The sequence below is a fragment of the Ferrimonas sp. YFM genome, from assembly GCF_030296015.1.
In the GTDB taxonomy this organism is placed as follows: domain Bacteria; phylum Pseudomonadota; class Gammaproteobacteria; order Enterobacterales; family Shewanellaceae; genus Ferrimonas.
On record NZ_AP027368.1, the window covers coordinates 239107 to 256110 of the forward strand.

At 54.5% G+C, this 17004-nt stretch carries 11 protein-coding genes, 6 tRNA genes and 3 rRNA genes; 19 read left to right on the forward strand and 1 reads right to left on the reverse strand.

Annotated features, from left to right (window positions below):
• The 7 genes from QUE41_RS01135 (at position 1) to birA (ending at position 6319) form a co-directional block, all read left to right on the forward strand.
• Positions 1-77 (forward strand) — tRNA-Ile (locus tag QUE41_RS01135).
• A gap of 36 nt (positions 78-113) precedes the next feature.
• Positions 114-189, forward strand: a tRNA-Ala gene (locus QUE41_RS01140).
• Positions 190-548: 359 nt separating this feature from the next.
• Positions 549-3433, forward strand: a 23S ribosomal RNA gene (locus QUE41_RS01145).
• Between the two features lie 90 nt (positions 3434-3523).
• A 5S ribosomal RNA gene (rrf, locus tag QUE41_RS01150) occupies positions 3524-3638 on the forward strand.
• Positions 3639-3699: 61 nt separating this feature from the next.
• Positions 3700-3814 (forward strand): 5S ribosomal RNA (gene rrf / locus QUE41_RS01155).
• Positions 3815-4329: 515 nt separating this feature from the next.
• Entirely contained in the window at positions 4330-5370 is a 1041-nt protein-coding gene (gene murB / locus QUE41_RS01160; protein ID WP_286341183.1) for a UDP-N-acetylmuramate dehydrogenase, read from the forward strand.
• Complete coding sequence (gene birA, locus QUE41_RS01165; RefSeq protein ID WP_286341184.1) at positions 5360-6319, forward strand: bifunctional biotin--[acetyl-CoA-carboxylase] ligase/biotin operon repressor BirA; 960 nt, start codon at positions 5360-5362, stop codon at positions 6317-6319. The genes murB and birA overlap by 11 nt, the downstream gene beginning before the upstream one ends.
• On the opposite strand, the gene coaA is transcribed toward birA, so the two are convergent.
• Entirely contained in the window at positions 6316-7266 is a 951-nt protein-coding gene (coaA, locus tag QUE41_RS01170) for a type I pantothenate kinase (RefSeq protein WP_286341185.1), read from the reverse strand. The two genes, birA and coaA, sit on opposite strands and share 4 nt — an antisense overlap.
• A 199-nt stretch (positions 7267-7465) precedes the next feature.
• On the opposite strand from coaA, the gene QUE41_RS01175 reads away from it, so the two are divergent.
• The 12 genes from QUE41_RS01175 to rpoB all read left to right on the forward strand — a co-directional run bounded on the left by QUE41_RS01175 (position 7466) and on the right by rpoB (position 16961).
• A tRNA-Thr gene (locus QUE41_RS01175) sits at positions 7466-7541 on the forward strand.
• 20 nt (positions 7542-7561) lie between these two features.
• A tRNA-Tyr gene (locus QUE41_RS01180) sits at positions 7562-7646 on the forward strand.
• 37 nt (positions 7647-7683) lie between these two features.
• A tRNA-Gly gene (locus tag QUE41_RS01185) sits at positions 7684-7758 on the forward strand.
• Between the two features lie 8 nt (positions 7759-7766).
• Positions 7767-7842, forward strand: a tRNA-Thr gene (locus QUE41_RS01190).
• 113 nt (positions 7843-7955) lie between these two features.
• Positions 7956-9140 (forward strand): elongation factor Tu, encoded by a 1185-nt coding sequence (gene tuf, locus QUE41_RS01195; RefSeq protein WP_286341186.1) that lies wholly within the window; start codon positions 7956-7958, stop codon positions 9138-9140.
• Positions 9141-9369: 229 nt separating this feature from the next.
• Positions 9370-9741 carry a preprotein translocase subunit SecE gene (gene secE, locus QUE41_RS01200; protein WP_286341187.1) on the forward strand — a complete coding sequence of 124 codons (372 nt, stop codon included), beginning with the start codon at positions 9370-9372 and terminating at the stop codon, positions 9739-9741.
• Between the two features lie 3 nt (positions 9742-9744).
• Positions 9745-10290: a transcription termination/antitermination protein NusG gene (gene nusG / locus QUE41_RS01205; RefSeq protein WP_286341188.1), complete on the forward strand. Its 546-nt coding sequence runs from the start codon at positions 9745-9747 to the stop codon at positions 10288-10290.
• A 119-nt stretch (positions 10291-10409) separates the two neighbouring features.
• On the forward strand, positions 10410-10838 hold the full coding sequence (rplK, locus tag QUE41_RS01210) for a 50S ribosomal protein L11 (protein WP_028110716.1): 429 nt from the start codon (positions 10410-10412) through the stop codon (positions 10836-10838).
• A 4-nt stretch (positions 10839-10842) separates the two neighbouring features.
• Entirely contained in the window at positions 10843-11547 is a 705-nt protein-coding gene (gene rplA / locus QUE41_RS01215) for a 50S ribosomal protein L1 (protein ID WP_286341189.1), read from the forward strand.
• Positions 11548-11785: 238 nt separating this feature from the next.
• Positions 11786-12289, forward strand: coding sequence for a 50S ribosomal protein L10 (gene rplJ, locus QUE41_RS01220; RefSeq protein WP_286341190.1), 504 nt, complete (start codon positions 11786-11788; stop codon positions 12287-12289).
• Between the two features lie 49 nt (positions 12290-12338).
• Positions 12339-12704 (forward strand): 50S ribosomal protein L7/L12, encoded by a 366-nt coding sequence (rplL, locus tag QUE41_RS01225; RefSeq protein WP_028110713.1) that lies wholly within the window; start codon positions 12339-12341, stop codon positions 12702-12704.
• Positions 12705-12932: 228 nt separating this feature from the next.
• Positions 12933-16961 carry a DNA-directed RNA polymerase subunit beta gene (rpoB, locus tag QUE41_RS01230; RefSeq protein WP_286341191.1) on the forward strand — a complete coding sequence of 1343 codons (4029 nt, stop codon included), beginning with the start codon at positions 12933-12935 and terminating at the stop codon, positions 16959-16961.
• The last annotated feature ends 43 nt before the right edge of the window (positions 16962-17004 follow it).

Below are 17004 nucleotides of genomic sequence, written 5' to 3' on the forward strand. Positions count from 1 at the left end.
GGGTCTGTAGCTCAGCTGGTTAGAGCGCACGCCTGATAAGCGTGAGGTCGGTAGTTCAAGTCTACTCAGACCCACCAATCTTTCCCTTAAGATTGGGCATCGAGAACCATGATGGGGCTATAGCTCAGCTGGGAGAGCGCCTGCTTTGCACGCAGGAGGTCAGCAGTTCGATCCTGCTTAGCTCCACCACTTCTCCTTTGAAACTCAACATCTGGCAAGAAGCCAAAGCTAAATACCAGTATTTACCTTTGGCTTTTTTGGGCCTCGGCCTGAATAAGCATGCTCTTTAACAATTTGGACAAGCTGATAATTTCTCGAGATATTTGCAATTTTTGCAAGTGCCTTGAATATCTGGCGATAGATTAACGTATTGGTTGTTTAATCGTATTAAGCAACTTCAGTAGTTTCTGCGCAGGAATTTGGTGCTTAGGTGAGGCGAAAGCCGAACGAGCGAGGGCGTGTGGTTCATCCACATAACCGAGTGAGTGAGGATTTCAACGACGCATAAGCGACAAAGACCCAGCAGAAAAGACCTATTGGGGTTGTATGGTTAAGTGACTAAGCGTACACGGTGGATGCCTAGGCAGTCAGAGGCGATGAAGGACGTACTAACTTGCGATAAGCGGTGATGAGGCAGTAAGAGCCATTTGAGTCACCGATTTCCGAATGGGGAAACCCGGCCGCATAAGCGGTCACTGTGCACTGAATACATAGGTGTACAGAGCGAACCAGGGGAACTGAAACATCTAAGTACCCTGAGGAAAAGAAATCAATTGAGATTCCCTAAGTAGCGGCGAGCGAACGGGGATTAGCCCTTAAGCACAGAGGGTGTTAGTGGAAGCTTCTGGAAAGTGGCGCGATACAGGGTGATAGCCCCGTACACGAAAACTAACTTTGTGTGAAATCGAGTAGGACGGGACACGTGATATCTTGTCTGAACATGGGGGGACCATCCTCCAAGGCTAAATACTCCTGACTGACCGATAGTGAACCAGTACCGTGAGGGAAAGGCGAAAAGAACCCCTGTGAGGGGAGTGAAATAGAACCTGAAACCGTGTACGTACAAGCAGTGGGAGCCCTTCGGGGTGACTGCGTACCTTTTGTATAATGGGTCAGCGACTTACATTTTGTAGCGAGGTTAACCGAATAGGGGAGCCGTAGGGAAACCGAGTCTTAACTGGGCGAATGAGTTGCAAGGTGTAGACCCGAAACCCGGTGATCTACCCATGGGCAGGTTGAAGGTTGGGTAACACCAACTGGAGGACCGAACCGACTAATGTTGCAAAATTAGCGGATGACTTGTGGGTAGGGGTGAAAGGCCAATCAAACCGGGAGATAGCTGGTTCTCCTCGAAAGCTATTTAGGTAGCGCCTCGTATCTCACCATTGGGGGTAGAGCACTGTTAAGGCTAGGGGTCATCCCGACTTACCAACCCTTTGCAAACTCCGAATACCAATGAGTGCAATTACGGGAGACACACGGCGGGTGCTAACGTCCGTCGTGGAGAGGGAAACAACCCAGACCGCCAGCTAAGGTCCCAAAGTTCTAGTTAAGTGGGAAACGATGTGGAAAGGCTCAGACAGCCAGGATGTTGGCTTAGAAGCAGCCATCATTTAAAGAAAGCGTAATAGCTCACTGGTCGAGTCGGTCTGCGCGGAAGATGTAACGGGGCTAAACTAGACACCGAAGCTGCGGATGCACACTTGTGTGCATGGTAGAGGAGCGTTCTGTAAGCGGTTGAAGGTGTGTCGAGAGGCATGCTGGACGTATCAGAAGTGCGAATGCTGACATGAGTAACGTTAAAGCGGGTGAAAAACCCGCTCGCCGGAAGACCAAGGGTTCCTGTCCAACGTTAATCGGGGCAGGGTGAGTCGACCCCTAAGGCGAGGCCGAAAGGCGTAGTCGATGGGAAACGGGTTAATATTCCCGTACTTCTTCTTACTGCGATGGAGTGACGGAGAAGGCTAGGCCAGCGCACTATCGGATGTGCGTTTAAGGTTGTAGGCGGTGTGTTTAGGCAAATCCGGACACACATTACGCTGAGAGCTGATGACGAGGTGCTACGGCACTGAAGTGGTTGATGCCATGCTTCCAGGAAAAACTTCTAAGCTTCAGGTAAGAAGGAATCGTACCCCAAACCAACACTGGTGGTCAGGTAGAGAATACCAAGGCGCTTGAGAGAACTCGGGTGAAGGAACTAGGCAAAATGGTACCGTAACTTCGGGAGAAGGTACGCTGCTGACGGTGATGGGACTTGCTCCCTAAGCTGTCGGCAGTCGCAGATACCAGGTGGCTGCAACTGTTTATCAAAAACACAGCACTGTGCAAACACGTAAGTGGACGTATACGGTGTGACGCCTGCCCGGTGCCGGAAGGTTAATTGATGGGGTTATTCTTCGGAAGAAGCTCTTGATCGAAGCCCCGGTAAACGGCGGCCGTAACTATAACGGTCCTAAGGTAGCGAAATTCCTTGTCGGGTAAGTTCCGACCTGCACGAATGGCGTAATGATGGCCACGCTGTCTCCACCCGAGACTCAGTGAAATTGAATTTGCGGTGAAGATGCCGTATACCCGCGGCTAGACGGAAAGACCCCGTGAACCTTTACTACAGCTTGGCACTGAACATTGACCCTACATGTGTAGGATAGGTGGGAGGCTTTGAAGCGTTGTCGCTAGATGACGTGGAGCCGTCCTTGAAATACCACCCTTGTAGTGTTGATGTTCTAACCTGGGCCCCTGAATCGGGGTTAGGGACAGTGCCTGGTGGGTAGTTTGACTGGGGCGGTCTCCTCCCAAAGAGTAACGGAGGAGCACGAAGGTTGGCTAAGTATGGTCGGACATCATACGGTTAGTGCAATGGCATAAGCCAGCTTAACTGCGAGACAGACACGTCGAGCAGGTACGAAAGTAGGTCATAGTGATCCGGTGGTTCTGCATGGAAGGGCCATCGCTCAACGGATAAAAGGTACTCCGGGGATAACAGGCTGATACCGCCCAAGAGTTCATATCGACGGCGGTGTTTGGCACCTCGATGTCGGCTCATCACATCCTGGGGCTGAAGTCGGTCCCAAGGGTATGGCTGTTCGCCATTTAAAGTGGTACGCGAGCTGGGTTCAGAACGTCGTGAGACAGTTCGGTCCCTATCTGCCGTGGGCGTTTGAGAATTGAGAGGGGCTGCTCCTAGTACGAGAGGACCGGAGTGGACGAACCTCTGGTGTTCCGGTTGTCACGCCAGTGGCATTGCCGGGTAGCTAAGTTCGGAATCGATAACCGCTGAAAGCATCTAAGCGGGAAGCGAGCCTCAAGATGAGTTCTCACTAGACCTTTAAGGTCTCTAAAGGGCCGTCCAAGACTAGGACGTTGATAGGCAGGGTGTGTAAGCGTTGTGAGGCGTTGAGCTAACCTGTACTAATGACCCGTGAGGCTTAACCATACAACACCCAATGGGTTTTGAAATCCCAGATAGAAAAGCGCTTGCGAGAATGCAAACGAGAAACAGCTTGTGCGAATTGTAACGATTTTGCTTGGCGGCAATAGCGTTGTGGTCCCACCTGATCCCATGCCGAACTCAGTAGTGAAACGCAACCGCGCCGATGGTAGTGTGGGAGTTCCCATGTGAGAGTAGGTCACTGCCAAGCACCCATTCAAAGTTATGGCTCATTGAGCGGTAACGATGCTGAAATGCATCAACAAAATTCGTCTGACGACCATAGCACTGTGGTCCCACCTGATCCCATGCCGAACTCAGAAGTGAAACACAGTAGCGCCGATGGTAGTGTGGGAGTTCCCATGTGAGAGTAGGTCATCGTCAGGCACTCATTCAGAAAAAAGCCCAACCGCAAGGTTGGGCTTTTTTCGTTTCCGTAATCCGGTGCTGGAAACTATTCCTGGCGATCCCTCCTGTCGCCGTCCATGGCTCCACCTCCCTCGGCTGCGATGTTGCGCATCGGTCCTTGCTCACCCATCGGCGCGATGGTGGTGTGGCGGTGTTGGAGAGAGTCCATGTGAGACTTGGTCATCGTCAGGCACTTATTCAGGAGAAGCCCAGACTGGCCGTCCGCACCGCAAGGTTGGGCTTTTTTCGTTTCTACACGGTGCGGGATACCACTGCTGGTGATTCCTTCAGTCGATTTTGGCTGCCCTGTTGCGCCTCGATACTCCCCGCTCTCCCGCGCGGCGCAGAATCCGTTCGGCGAGTAAGGGAGCCGTTATTGCCTTTTCTGCAGCGGGTTAACTGCTGGTCAAAATCCCACCTGCGTCATCGATCTTTTTGGTGTTCTGCTATATCATCGCCGCCTTGCACTGCCCCTTTTATACGATGGAGAGATCGTGTCCCTGAATATTCGCAAAGAGTGTTGTCTCATCCCCTATCACAGCTTCAGGCTTCCCAGCACTGCATTGGCACTGGTCGAGGTCCATTCTGCTGAGGAGATGGCTGAGGCCTGGCATCTGGAGGCTTTTGCCGACTCCCCGAAACTGGTATTGGGCAGTGGCAGCAACACCGTGTTTGTGGAACGCTTTGAGGGGCTGGTGATCGTCAATCGCATCATGGGCCGTGAAGTGTTGGATGAGGGGAGCGACTGGCTTGTTAAACTGGGTGCCGGTGAAGACTGGCATGATGCGGTTATGTGGAGCTTGTCCCAGGGGATCTCCGGTCTGGAGAATCTCTCTCTTATCCCTGGTACCGCAGGTGCTGCGCCGGTGCAGAACATCGGTGCCTACGGCATGGAGTTTTCTGACCTGTGTGCCTACGTGGACATTCTGGACCTCGAGCAGGGTAGATTCAGCCGTTTGTCACAGGACGAGTGCTGCTTTGGCTACCGCGATTCCATCTTCAAGGGTGAGCTCAAGGGGAGGGCGGTGATCCTTGGAGTCGGCTTGCGCCTTCCCAAGCAGTGGTCCCCCCGGCTCAACTATGGCCCACTGAAGGAGCTTTCAGAGCCCAGTGCCCAAGCCATTGCGGAAAGGGTCATGAGTGTGCGGCGGGAAAAGCTGCCCGATCCCGACGTGTTGGGTAATGCGGGGAGCTTTTTCAAAAATCCCGTTGTGCCCAATGCTGTAGGCAAAGACCTCCAGCAGCGCCACCCCAATATGCCGGCCTACCCTGCGGGGGAGGGACAGATGAAACTGGCCGCTGGCTGGCTTATCGAACAAAGCGGCATGAAAGGCGCCAAGCTGGATGGGGTTGGTGTGCATCAGGACCAGGCCTTGGTGCTGGTAAACCATGGTGAAGGCACCGTTGAGCAACTGCTGGCTCTGGCGACCCAGGTGGTAAGGCGTGTTTCAGAGCGCTTTGGTGTGGTGTTGGAGCCCGAGGTGCGGCTTCTCAACCGTCAGGGTGAGCAGTGTTGGAGTCATTATGCTGATTAACGACAATCGTCAGAGAGTGCTGGAGACCCTGCTGGACGGTGAGTTTCATTCCGGTGCCCACCTTGCGGAGTGTTTAGGCCTGAGCCGGACTGCGGTCAACAACCATATTCAGGCTCTCGAGGCCCTCGGCCTGGAGATCTACAGCGTTAAGGGCAAGGGCTACCGGCTGGCCGAACCGGTCACATTGCTGGACGCCGACGTCCTCTCCTCCGGATTAGCGTCAAAGGTCCATCTGTTTGATGAAGTCGACTCCACCAACAGCTTCCTACTGAATAATCTTGGCGATCTTGCCTCCGGGGATTGTTGCCTGGCCGAGCGCCAGACTCAGGGCAGGGGACGTCGTGGGCGTGAATGGGTCTCCCCCTATGCCGGTTCTCTTTATCTCTCCATGTATTGGCGACTGGACGGCGGCATCGCTCAAGCGGGTGGCCTTAGCCTGGTGGTGGGCGTGCTCCTGGTGGAAGCGTTGGAGTCCCTGGGTATTGCCGGGGTGAGCGTAAAGTGGCCCAACGACCTCTACTATGGTGAGTCCAAACTCGCGGGCATTCTGGTGGAGATGCGGGGCCAGTATGGTGAACCTGCCCATATGGTGATTGGCTGTGGCATTAACGTGAATCTGGGGCAGGGCGCGGCGTCCCAGATTGACCGGGACTGGACAGATCTTCACCAGATTCATGGCGCACCGGTGGATCGCAACCTGCTGGCCCGGGAGGTCATCGGCCACCTGCAGAAAGGATTGCAGCAGTTTGAGCTGCAGGGACTGGCGCCCTTCCTGGAGAGGTGGCGTCAACGGGATCGCTACCTGGGCAAGCCGGTGCGAGTGCTGTTGGCGGATTCTGAAGTGACCGGAGTGGCGGCCGGCGTCGATGCCAGTGGCGCTCTGCTTCTGGAGACCGACAGCGGGCTTCAGGCTTTCAACAGTGGCGAAGTGAGCCTACGGCCAAGTTAACGCCTTAGCCAGACACGGTCGACCCTGTGGTCGTCCCCTTTGCTGAGAATCAAGTTGGCCCGGCTGCGGGTCGGTTTGATGTTGTCCATCAGGTTGGGGCCGTTGATCTCGTCCCAGATCTTACTGGCCGTCTTCCTGGCTTCGCCCTCGGTCAGCTTGGAGTAGTGGTGGAAGTAGGAGTTGGGGTCGGTAAAGGCGCCCTGGCGGAACTTGTCAAAGCGATCGATGTACCAGCTTTTCAGCAGATCGTAATCGGCGTCCACATAGATGGAGAAGTCGACGAAGTCTGAGACGAACAGCCTGTTGCCGGCTTCCGGATAGTCGTGAGCGGTTTGCAGGACGTTCAATCCCTCAAGAATCAGGATATCTGGCTTGCGGATCACATGCTGCTTGTCGGTGAGGCGATCGTACTCTCGGTGGGAGTAGATGGGGGCCCGGACTTCACTCTTGCCTGATTTCACGTCCCTGAGAAACTCCAGCAGCATCTTGCCGTCGTAGCTCTGAGGGAATCCCTTCTTGCCGAGCAGATCCTTGTCCTTGAGCTCTTTCAAGGGATAGAGGAAGCCATCTGTGGTGATCAGCTCCACCTTGGGGTGCTCTGGCCAGCGTTGCAGCAGGGCTTGCAGCAGACGCGCGGTGGTACTCTTACCCACGGCCACGGAACCGGCAACACTGATGATGTAGGGGCCATCTGCAGGGCGTTCGCCGAGAAACTCTTCGACCACCTGGCTGCGGCGCTGATTGGCGTGCACATAGAGATTAAGCAGCCTGGAGAGAGGCAGGTACACCGCTTCCACCTCACTCAGTGAGATGTCTTCATTGATACCGCGCAGGCGCTCAAGCTCGCCCTGGCTCAGTGGCAGGGGCACTGCGTCACGCAGTACAGACCACTGTTCCCGGCTGAACTCCAGGTAAGCGTTGCGGGTTGTCGATGGAATTGGCGCCATATTAACTCCTTAGATGCGCTGGCAAAACTACACCATCGCCCCCTAAAGGTACAGTCTGCTGAATAGGTTGATAAGAATTGGCACTCATTTAATCCACAAGACTAAATCTCAGCCAATTGAGCCCATTGGCGGCTTTTTTTTGAAAATTGGCTTGCACTGGTTTGTTCAATTTCCTATTATGCGCTCCGCACAAAGCGAAGCCGACTTAGCTCAGTAGGTAGAGCAACTGACTTGTAATCAGTAGGTCGCCAGTTCGATTCCGGCAGTCGGCACCATGCTAACGCTTTGTACTCGTGGAGGGGTTCCCGAGTGGCCAAAGGGATCAGACTGTAAATCTGACGGCTCCGCCTTCGAAGGTTCGAATCCTTCCCCCTCCACCACTTTTTCTCGGTTCGAGGTAGCCTGAAGATAGTTTTAGCGGGCATCGTATAATGGCTATTACCTCAGCCTTCCAAGCTGATGATGCGGGTTCGATTCCCGCTGCCCGCTCCAAGAAATTTGCTGATATAGCTCAGTTGGTAGAGCGCACCCTTGGTAAGGGTGAGGTCCCCAGTTCAAATCTGGGTATCAGCACCATTTCTTCCCTTCTTCACGCTGCTTCAATCCTTGTTTATACTCATACTCATTCTACGAGTATTACTACGTCAAACGTGGAAAACCACCACCTTAGTTTGGATTGAGGCACTATCATGTCTAAAGAAAAATTTGAGCGTTCGAAACCGCACGTAAACGTTGGTACCATTGGCCACGTTGACCACGGTAAAACCACTCTGACCGCGGCTATCACCAACGTACTGGCTAAAGTATACGGCGGTGAAGCCAAGGACTTCGCGTCCATCGATAACGCTCCTGAAGAGCGTGAGCGTGGTATCACCATCTCTACCTCTCACGTAGAGTACGATACTCCTACCCGCCACTACGCTCACGTAGACTGCCCCGGACACGCTGACTACGTTAAGAACATGATCACCGGTGCTGCCCAGATGGACGGCGCGATCCTGGTAGTAGCTGCCACCGATGGCCCAATGCCTCAGACCCGTGAGCACATCCTGCTGTCTCGTCAGGTAGGCGTACCTTTCATCATCGTATTCATGAACAAGTGCGACATGGTTGACGATGAAGAGCTGCTGGAACTGGTAGAGATGGAAGTTCGTGAACTGCTGTCTGAGTACGAATTCCCTGGCGACGACCTGCCTGTAATTCAGGGTTCCGCTCTGAAAGCTCTGGAAGGTGAAGAAGAGTGGGAGAAGAAGATCATCGAGCTGGCTGAAGCCCTGGATTCCTACATCCCAGAGCCTGAGCGTGCCATCGACGGTGACTTCATTCTGCCTATCGAAGACGTATTCTCCATCTCCGGCCGTGGTACCGTAGTTACCGGTCGTGTAGAGCGCGGCATCATCACCGTAGGTGACGAAGTAGAGATCGTGGGCATCAAAGAAACCACCAAGACTACCTGTACTGGTGTTGAGATGTTCCGCAAGCTGCTGGACGAAGGCCGTGCCGGTGAGAACTGTGGTGTTCTGCTGCGTGGTACCAAGCGTGACGAAGTACAGCGTGGTCAGGTACTGGCTAAGCCTGGTTCCATCACTCCTCACACCAAGTTCGAGTCTGAGGTATACGTACTGTCCAAAGATGAAGGTGGTCGTCACACCCCATTCTTCAAAGGCTACCGTCCTCAGTTCTACTTCCGTACTACTGACGTAACCGGTACCATTGAGCTGCCAGAAGGCGTTGAGATGGTAATGCCTGGTGACAACATCAAGATGGTTGTTACCCTGATCTGCCCAATCGCGATGGACGACGGCCTGCGCTTCGCTATCCGTGAAGGTGGCCGCACCGTTGGTGCTGGTGTTGTAGCTAAGATCGTCGAGTAATCGATATCTCGCTATGATAAAAGGGCGCCATCGGGCGCCCTTTTCGCATTTGTCTGCCTGTGCGGCTTGTAAGCAGATAGCAGAATGAATAGAATCTAGGGCTGCTTTTTTTACGGTGGTAGCCGGGGGGTGGTCCTTCTCCCGGAGAGTCAGTGGATCCCTACCCTGGCATGGCTGTCATCGCAACAGCAGCGGATGATTCTATCCGCTGGTTAACAGGATTGTTGTAATGAGTACCAATATTGAAAATCAAGGTGGTTCGCTGGATACCCTGAAATGGGCTCTGGCTGTGCTGGTTCTGCTGGCTGCCGTAGTGGGCAACTACTATTTTGATACTGTATCTGTTCTGATCCGCGCCATCGGCGTGGTTATTGCCATCGCTGCCGGCCTGGGTATTGCTGCCACCACAGTGAAAGGCAAAGAGGCCTGGGCCTTTGCGCAGGATGCTCGCCTGGAAGTTCGTAAGGTAGTCTGGCCTACTCGCCAGGAGACCATGCAGACCACGCTGATCGTTTTTGCCGTGACTGCCGTCCTGGCCTTTGTCCTGTGGTTGCTGGATATGGCTCTGGTTAACATCGTTGGTTTGATTACTGGGGTTTAATAGATGTCTGAAGAACAAAACATGCGCTGGTATGTGGTGCAGGCTTTTTCCGGTTTTGAGGCTCGCGTAGCCAAGACCCTGAAAGAGCACATTAAGATGCACGGTATGGAAGATCTGTTCGGCGAGGTACTGGTGCCTACCGAAGAGGTGGTTGAGATGCGTGCCGGTCAGCGTCGCAAGAGCGAGCGTAAGTTCTTCCCTGGCTACGTGCTGGTGCAGATGGAGATGAATGACGCCTCCTGGCACCTGGTGCGCAACACCCCCCGTGTGATGGGCTTTATCGGCGGCACTTCTGACCGTCCTGCGCCTATTACCGAGAAGGAGGCGAACGCCATCCTGAACCGCCTGCAGGAGTCCACCGAGTCTCCCAAGCCGCGCACTCTGTTCGAGCCCGGCGAAGTGGTTCGGGTCAACGATGGCCCATTTGCCGACTTCAACGGCACCGTGGAAGAGGTGGACTACGAAAAGAGCCGCCTGAAGGTGTCCGTTCTGATCTTCGGTCGTTCCACGCCAGTGGAACTGGACTTCTCCCAGGTGGAAAAGTCCTGATCATTAATTGGTCAAAAAAATGTTTGTTGAGGGGCAGAAGATTTGTATATAATCCGCTGCCCCTTTATTCACGGGGAGTCAGTAACCCTGACGTTTGAACCCAATTGAGGTATTGAAAAATGGCTAAGAAAGTCCAAGCATACATCAAGCTGCAAGTAGCAGCTGGTGCCGCTAACCCTTCACCACCAGTTGGTCCTGCTCTGGGTCAGCACGGTGTAAACATCATGGAATTCTGTAAGGCGTTCAACGCCCGTACTGACAAGATCGAAAAAGGTCTGCCAATTCCTGTTGTAATCACTGTTTACGCAGATCGTTCCTTCACCTTCATCACCAAGACTCCTCCAGCGTCTGTACTGCTGAAGAAGGCTGCTGGCGTTAAGTCTGGCTCCGGCCGTCCTAACACCGAGAAGGTTGGTACGGTAACCGACGCTCAGCTGCAAGAGATTGCTGAGACCAAGGCTGCCGACATGACTGGTGCTGACATTGAAGCGATGAAGCGCTCCATTGCCGGTACTGCTCGTTCCATGGGCCTGGTAGTTGAGGGATAAGACGATGGCTAAACTGTCTAAGCGCATGCGCGTTATCCGCGAGAAAGTTGACGCTACTCGCGAGTACGAAATCAATGAAGCCGTTGCTCTGCTGAAAGAACTGGCCACTGCCAAGTTCGTAGAGAGCGTTGACGTAGCGGTTAACCTGGGTGTTGATCCTCGTAAATCCGACCAGAACGTTCGCGGCGCTACCGTACTGCCTCACGGCACCGGTCGTGACGTACGCGTTGCCGTATTTACTCAGGGCGCCAACGCCGAAGCTGCCAAAGAAGCCGGTGCCGACCTGGTTGGTATGGAAGATCTGGCCGAGCAGGTTAAGAAAGGCGAAATGAACTTCGACGTAGTTGTTGCTTCTCCTGATGCAATGCGCGTTGTAGGTCAACTGGGTCAAATCCTGGGTCCTCGCGGCCTGATGCCTAACCCTAAGACCGGTACTGTAACTCCTAACGTTGCTGAGGCTGTTAAGAACGCCAAAGCTGGTCAGGTTCGCTACCGCACCGACAAGAACGGCATCATCCACACCACCATCGGTAAGGTTTCCTTCGACGCTGCTCAGCTGAAAGAAAACCTGGAATCTCTGCTGATCGCCCTGAAGAAGGCCAAGCCTGCTTCCGCTAAAGGTCAGTACATCCAGAAGGTGGCTATCTCCACCACTATGGGTGCCGGTGTGTCCGTGGACCAGGCGACTCTGGAAACCCAGACCGCTTAAAGTTTACAGGGCGCTAAGTTATCGAGTATAATTTTGCGCCCTTAAGGTCGAGGCCAGCTCGCTGGCCCTCGTCCGAGACCGCAGGTGCCGCAAGGCTTAATTTCCTGCGTAGACGGTGAAACAGGACCTTGGAAGATTTCTGATCTTCTGGAACCTAACCACCGTGTCGCTCCCCAGAGATGGGGATTGTTAAGTTTCTAGGTGTCAAAACCTAGGTGGAATCCAGGAGTAAAAGCCAATGGCATTAGGACTCGAAGACAAGAAAGCAATTGTCGCTGAGGTCAACGAAGCTGCCAAAGGTGCTCTGTCTGCTGTAGTTGCCGATTCTCGCGGCGTTACTGTGGGCAGCATGACTGCTCTGCGTAAAAGCGCTCGTGAAGCTGGTGTTGTTCTGCGCGTTGTGCGTAACACTCTGGCCAAGCGTGCCGTTGAAGGTACTCCTTACGAGTGCCTGACCGACGCATTCAGTGGTCCTACCCTGATCGCCTTCTCCAACGAGCACCCAGGTGCTGCGGCGCGTCTGTTCAAAGACTTCGCCAAAGAAGAAGCTGCGTTCGAGGTAAAAGCCCTTGCTTACGAAGGGGAACTGATCCCCGCCGAGCAGATTGACCGTCTGGCCAAGCTGCCTACTTACGACGAAGCTATCGCTCAGCTGATGATGACCATGAAGGAAGCATCTGCTGGCAAGCTGGTACGTACTCTGGCTGCTCTGCGCGACCAAAAAGAAGAGCAAGCTGCCTAAGGCTCGCTGCTTAAACTTTTTTTGAACTAATTTTTTAGGATTGTTAGTAATGTCTATCACTAAAGACCAAATCATCGAAGCCGTAGCTGAAATGTCCGTAATGGACGTTGTTGAGCTGATCGAAGCTATGGAAGAGAAGTTCGGCGTATCTGCTGCTGCTGCAGTAGTTGCCGGTGGCGGCGAAGCTGCTGCTGCTGAAGAGCAAACTGAGTTTGACGTAATGCTGACCGGCGCTGGTTCCAACAAAGTTGGTGCCATTAAAGCTGTTCGCGGCGCAACCGGCCTGGGCCTGAAAGAAGCCAAAGCTATGGTTGAGTCCGCTCCAGTAGCCGTTAAAGAAGCTGTTTCTAAAGAAGAAGCAGAAGGTCTGAAAGCTCAACTGGAAGAAGCCGGTTGTTCTGTTGAGATCAAGTAAGCTATTCTATAGCTTACGAGCCTAGGCTACGGCTTAGGTAAGGCTGGTGGTTAATTAACCACCGGCCTTTTTGCGCTGTATAGCGCTGACAAACTTCCCACCGTTTGTCGCCGATCATAGGATCGCGGACCTGGCAGAGATTATTGGTTGGGTTCTTGCACCCCGAGAATGGCGTGTTGCAAGTGCGTGGGCTCAGATGGGTCACCAAAGAGCGAGCAGAGGAACCAAATGGTTTACTCCGATTTTCAAAAAAAACGCATCCGTAAGGACTTTGGTAAGCGTCCAAAAGTTCTGGACATCCCTTACCTGCTGTCGATCCAGCTGGACTCGTTCCAAAACTTCCTGGAGCAAGACGTAGATGGCGAGCGTGGTCTGGAAGCTGCATTCCGCAGTGTATTCCCGATCAAGAGCTTCTCCGGTTACGCCGAGCTGCAGTATGTGAGTTACAAGCTGGGCGAGCCCGTATTTGACGTAAAAGAGTGCCAGATCCGAGGCATTACCTATTCCGCTCCCCTTCGGGTAAAACTGCGCCTTGTCCTGATGGACAAGGAGAACGGCGGTGCCGTTAAGGACATCAAGGAGCAGGAAGTGTACATGGGTGACATTCCTCTGATGACAGAGAATGGTACCTTCGTGGTAAACGGCACCGAGCGTGTGATCGTTTCCCAGCTGCACCGTAGCCCAGGTGTGTTCTTCGACCACGACCGTGGCAAGACTCACTCCTCCGGTAAGGTGCTGTATAACGCCCGTGTTATCCCCTACCGTGGCTCCTGGCTGGACTTCGAGTTCGATCCTAAGGACAACCTGTTTGTTCGTATCGACCGTCGTCGTAAGCTGCCTGCCACCATCATGCTGCGTGCGTTGGGCTTCGGCACCGACGAGATGCTGGACATGTTCTTCGACAAGTTGGAGTTCTCCATCAAGAAGGACAAGCTGGTTATGGCCCTAGTGCCAGAGCGCCTGCGAGGTGAAACTGCCGTATTCGACATCAAAGATGCCGAAGGCAAAGTACTGGTTGAAACTGGCCGCCGCGTGACCGCTCGTCACATCCGTGCCATGGAGAAAGCCGGTCAGACCGAACTGGAAGTGCCCGTAGAGTACCTGGTCGGCAAAGTTGCCGACAAAGACTACGTGGACGAAGCCACCGGCGAACTGCTGGTTGCCGCCAACCAGGAGATGAGCCTGGAAGACGTGGCCAAGCTGTCCCAGTCCGGTATCAAGGCATTCAACACCTTGTACACCAACGACCTGGATTCAGGTCCGTACATCTCCACCACTCTGGCCATCGACTCCTGTCAGGAGCGCATGGAAGCTCTGGTTGAGATCTACCGCATGATGCGCCCCGGTGAGCCGCCAACACGCGAAGCTGCCGAAGCGCTGTTCGAGAACCTGTTCTTCTCTGAAGATCGCTACGACCTGTCTACCGTAGGTCGGATGAAGTTCAACCGTCGCCTGGGCCGCAGTGAATCCACTGGTGCCGGCGTACTGGACAAGGACGACATCGTCGAGGTGATGAAGAAGATCATCGAGATCCGTAACGGCAACGACGAGGTGGACGATATCGACCACCTGGGTAACCGTCGTATCCGTTCCGTCGGTGAGATGGCTGAGAACCAGTTCCGCGTAGGCCTGGTGCGTGTTGAGCGTGCCGTACGTGAGCGTCTGTCCCTGGGTGACCTGGACAGCCTGATGCCTCAGGACCTGATCAACGCCAAGCCCATCTCTGCGGCGGTGAAGGAGTTCTTCGGTTCTTCCCAGCTGTCCCAGTTTATGGATCAGAACAACCCACTGTCTGAGGTGACTCACAAGCGTCGTATCTCTGCACTGGGCCCTGGCGGTCTGACCCGTGAGCGCGCCGGCTTTGAGGTTCGAGACGTACACCCGACCCACTACGGTCGTCTGTGCCCCATCGAAACTCCTGAAGGTCCAAACATTGGTCTGATCAACTCCCTGGCTAGCTACTCTCGTACCAACGAGTACGGCTTCCTGGAGACCCCTTACCGTCGCGTTATCGACGGCGTGGTGACTGAAGAGATCGATTACCTCTCCGCTATCGAGGAGGGCAACTTCGTTATCGCCCAGGCCAACACCAACCTGGACGAGAACAACCGCCTGCCCGAGGAAGAGCTGATCGCGAGCCGCCACAAAGGCGAGCCCGGCTTCATGACCGCTGACCAGATTCAGTACATGGACATCTCCCCGTCTCAGATCGTATCTGTGGCGGCGTCCCTGATTCCGTTCCTGGAGCACGACGATGCTAACCGAGCCCTGATGGGTGCGAACATGCAGCGTCAGGCCGTACCTACCCTGAAGGCGGACAAGCCTCTGGTTGGTACCGGCATGGAGCGTAACGTTGCCGTTGACTCCGGTGTAACCGCCGTAGCCAAACGTGGTGGTGTGGTGGATTACGTGGATGCCTCTCGCATCGTAGTCAAGGTGAATGAAGATGAGCTGGTACCGGGCGAAGCCGGTATCGACATCTACAACCTGACCAAGTACACCCGTTCTAACCAGAACACCTGCATCAACCAGCGTCCCGTATGTAACGTTGGTGAGCCGGTAACCCGTGGTGACGTTCTGGCCGATGGTCCTTCCACCGATCTGGGTGAGCTGGCGCTGGGTCAAAACCTGCGCGTGGCCTTCATGACCTGGAACGGTTACAACTTTGAGGATTCCATCCTGCTGTCCGAGCGTGTGGTTCAGGAAGATCGCCTGACTACCATCCACATTCAGGAACTCTCCTGTATTGCTCGTGACACCAAGCTGGGCAGCGAAGAGATCACCGCTGACATCCCCAACGTAGGTGAGTCCGCTCTGTCCAAACTGGACGAGTCCGGCATCGTATACGTTGGTGCCGAGATGAAGCCTGGTGACATCCTGGTTGGTAAGGTTACGCCTAAGGGTGAGACCCAGCTGACTCCGGAAGAGAAGCTGTTGCGTGCCATCTTCGGTGAGAAGGCGTCCGACGTGAAGGACTCCTCCCTGCGTGTGCCTAACTCCGTATACGGCACCGTGATCGATGTACAGGTCTTTACCCGCGACGGCGTGGAGAAGGACAAGCGTGCCATCGAGATCGAAGAGATGCAGCTCAAGGAAGCGAAGAAGGATCTGACTGAAGAGTTCAGCATCCTGGAGAACGGCGTTTACGACCGTGCCCGCACCCTGCTGCTGGCTTCCGGCATGTCCGAAGCTCAACTGGACAAGATGGATCGCGCCAAGTGGCTGGAACTGCCTCTGGATGACGAAGGCAAGCAGACCGAACTGGAACAGCTGGCCGAGCAGCACGAAGAGCTGCGCGCCGAGTTCGACAAGAAGTTCGAGATCAAGCGCCGCAAGATCATCCAGGGCGATGACCTGGCTCCTGGCGTACTGAAGATCGTTAAGGTTTACCTGGCCGTGAAGCGTCGCATCCAGCCTGGTGACAAGATGGCGGGTCGTCACGGTAACAAGGGTGTAATCTCCACCATCGTTCCCGTTGAGGATATGCCTTACGACGAGACCGGTACTCCTGTGGACATCGTACTGAACCCTCTGGGTGTACCGTCCCGTATGAACATCGGTCAGATCCTGGAAGTTCACCTGGGTGCTGCGGCCCGTGGTATCGGTACCAAGATCACCGCCATGATGGAGCAGCAGAAGGCGATTGCCGAACTGCGTGACTACATCCAGCAGGCGTACGATCTGGGTGAAGCCCAGCAGAAGGTGGATCTGAACACCTTCACCGACGAGGAGGTGATTCGCCTGGCGAAGAACCTGCAAGGCGGTATGCCTGTGGCCACCCCGGTATTCGACGGTGCCCGTGAGTCCGAGGTTAAGGACCTGCTGACCCTTGCCGGTCTGCCAGCCTCCGGTCAGGTTACTCTGTACGACGGCCGTACCGGTGACAACTTCGAGCGTCCTGTAACCGTGGGTTACATGTACATGCTGAAGCTGAACCACCTGGTTGACGACAAGATGCACGCCCGTTCCACCGGTTCCTACAGCCTGGTTACCCAGCAGCCGCTGGGTGGTAAGGCGCAGTTCGGTGGACAGCGCTTCGGTGAGATGGAGGTGTGGGCACTTGAGGCGTACGGCGCCGCCTACACCCTGCAGGAGATGCTGACCGTGAAGTCTGATGACGTGAACGGTCGTACCCAGATGTATAAGAACATCGTCGACGGTAACCACTCCATGCAGCCTGGTATGCCTGAGTCCTTCAACGTACTGTTGAAAGAGATCAAGTCCCTCGGTATCAACATCGAGCTGGACCAGGAATAAGCCACCCGCTGAGCGGTATATGACGCGGTGTCCCGTCAGACGG

What these genes read in the sequence shown, in the direction of transcription:
- birA (WP_286341184.1), top strand. Translation starts at nt 5,360, where the DNA reads ATGCTGATTAACGACAATCGTCAGAGAGTGCTGGAGACCCTGCTGGAC.
- coaA (WP_286341185.1), bottom strand. Translation starts at nt 7,266, where the DNA reads ATGGCGCCAATTCCATCGACAACCCGCAACGCTTACCTGGAGTTCAGC.
- tuf (WP_286341186.1), top strand. Translation starts at nt 7,956, where the DNA reads ATGTCTAAAGAAAAATTTGAGCGTTCGAAACCGCACGTAAACGTTGGT.
- secE (WP_286341187.1), top strand. Translation starts at nt 9,370, where the DNA reads ATGAGTACCAATATTGAAAATCAAGGTGGTTCGCTGGATACCCTGAAA.
- nusG (WP_286341188.1), top strand. Translation starts at nt 9,745, where the DNA reads ATGTCTGAAGAACAAAACATGCGCTGGTATGTGGTGCAGGCTTTTTCC.
- rplK (WP_028110716.1), top strand. Translation starts at nt 10,410, where the DNA reads ATGGCTAAGAAAGTCCAAGCATACATCAAGCTGCAAGTAGCAGCTGGT.
- rplA (WP_286341189.1), top strand. Translation starts at nt 10,843, where the DNA reads ATGGCTAAACTGTCTAAGCGCATGCGCGTTATCCGCGAGAAAGTTGAC.
- rplJ (WP_286341190.1), top strand. Translation starts at nt 11,786, where the DNA reads ATGGCATTAGGACTCGAAGACAAGAAAGCAATTGTCGCTGAGGTCAAC.
- rplL (WP_028110713.1), top strand. Translation starts at nt 12,339, where the DNA reads ATGTCTATCACTAAAGACCAAATCATCGAAGCCGTAGCTGAAATGTCC.
- rpoB (WP_286341191.1), top strand. Translation starts at nt 12,933, where the DNA reads ATGGTTTACTCCGATTTTCAAAAAAAACGCATCCGTAAGGACTTTGGT.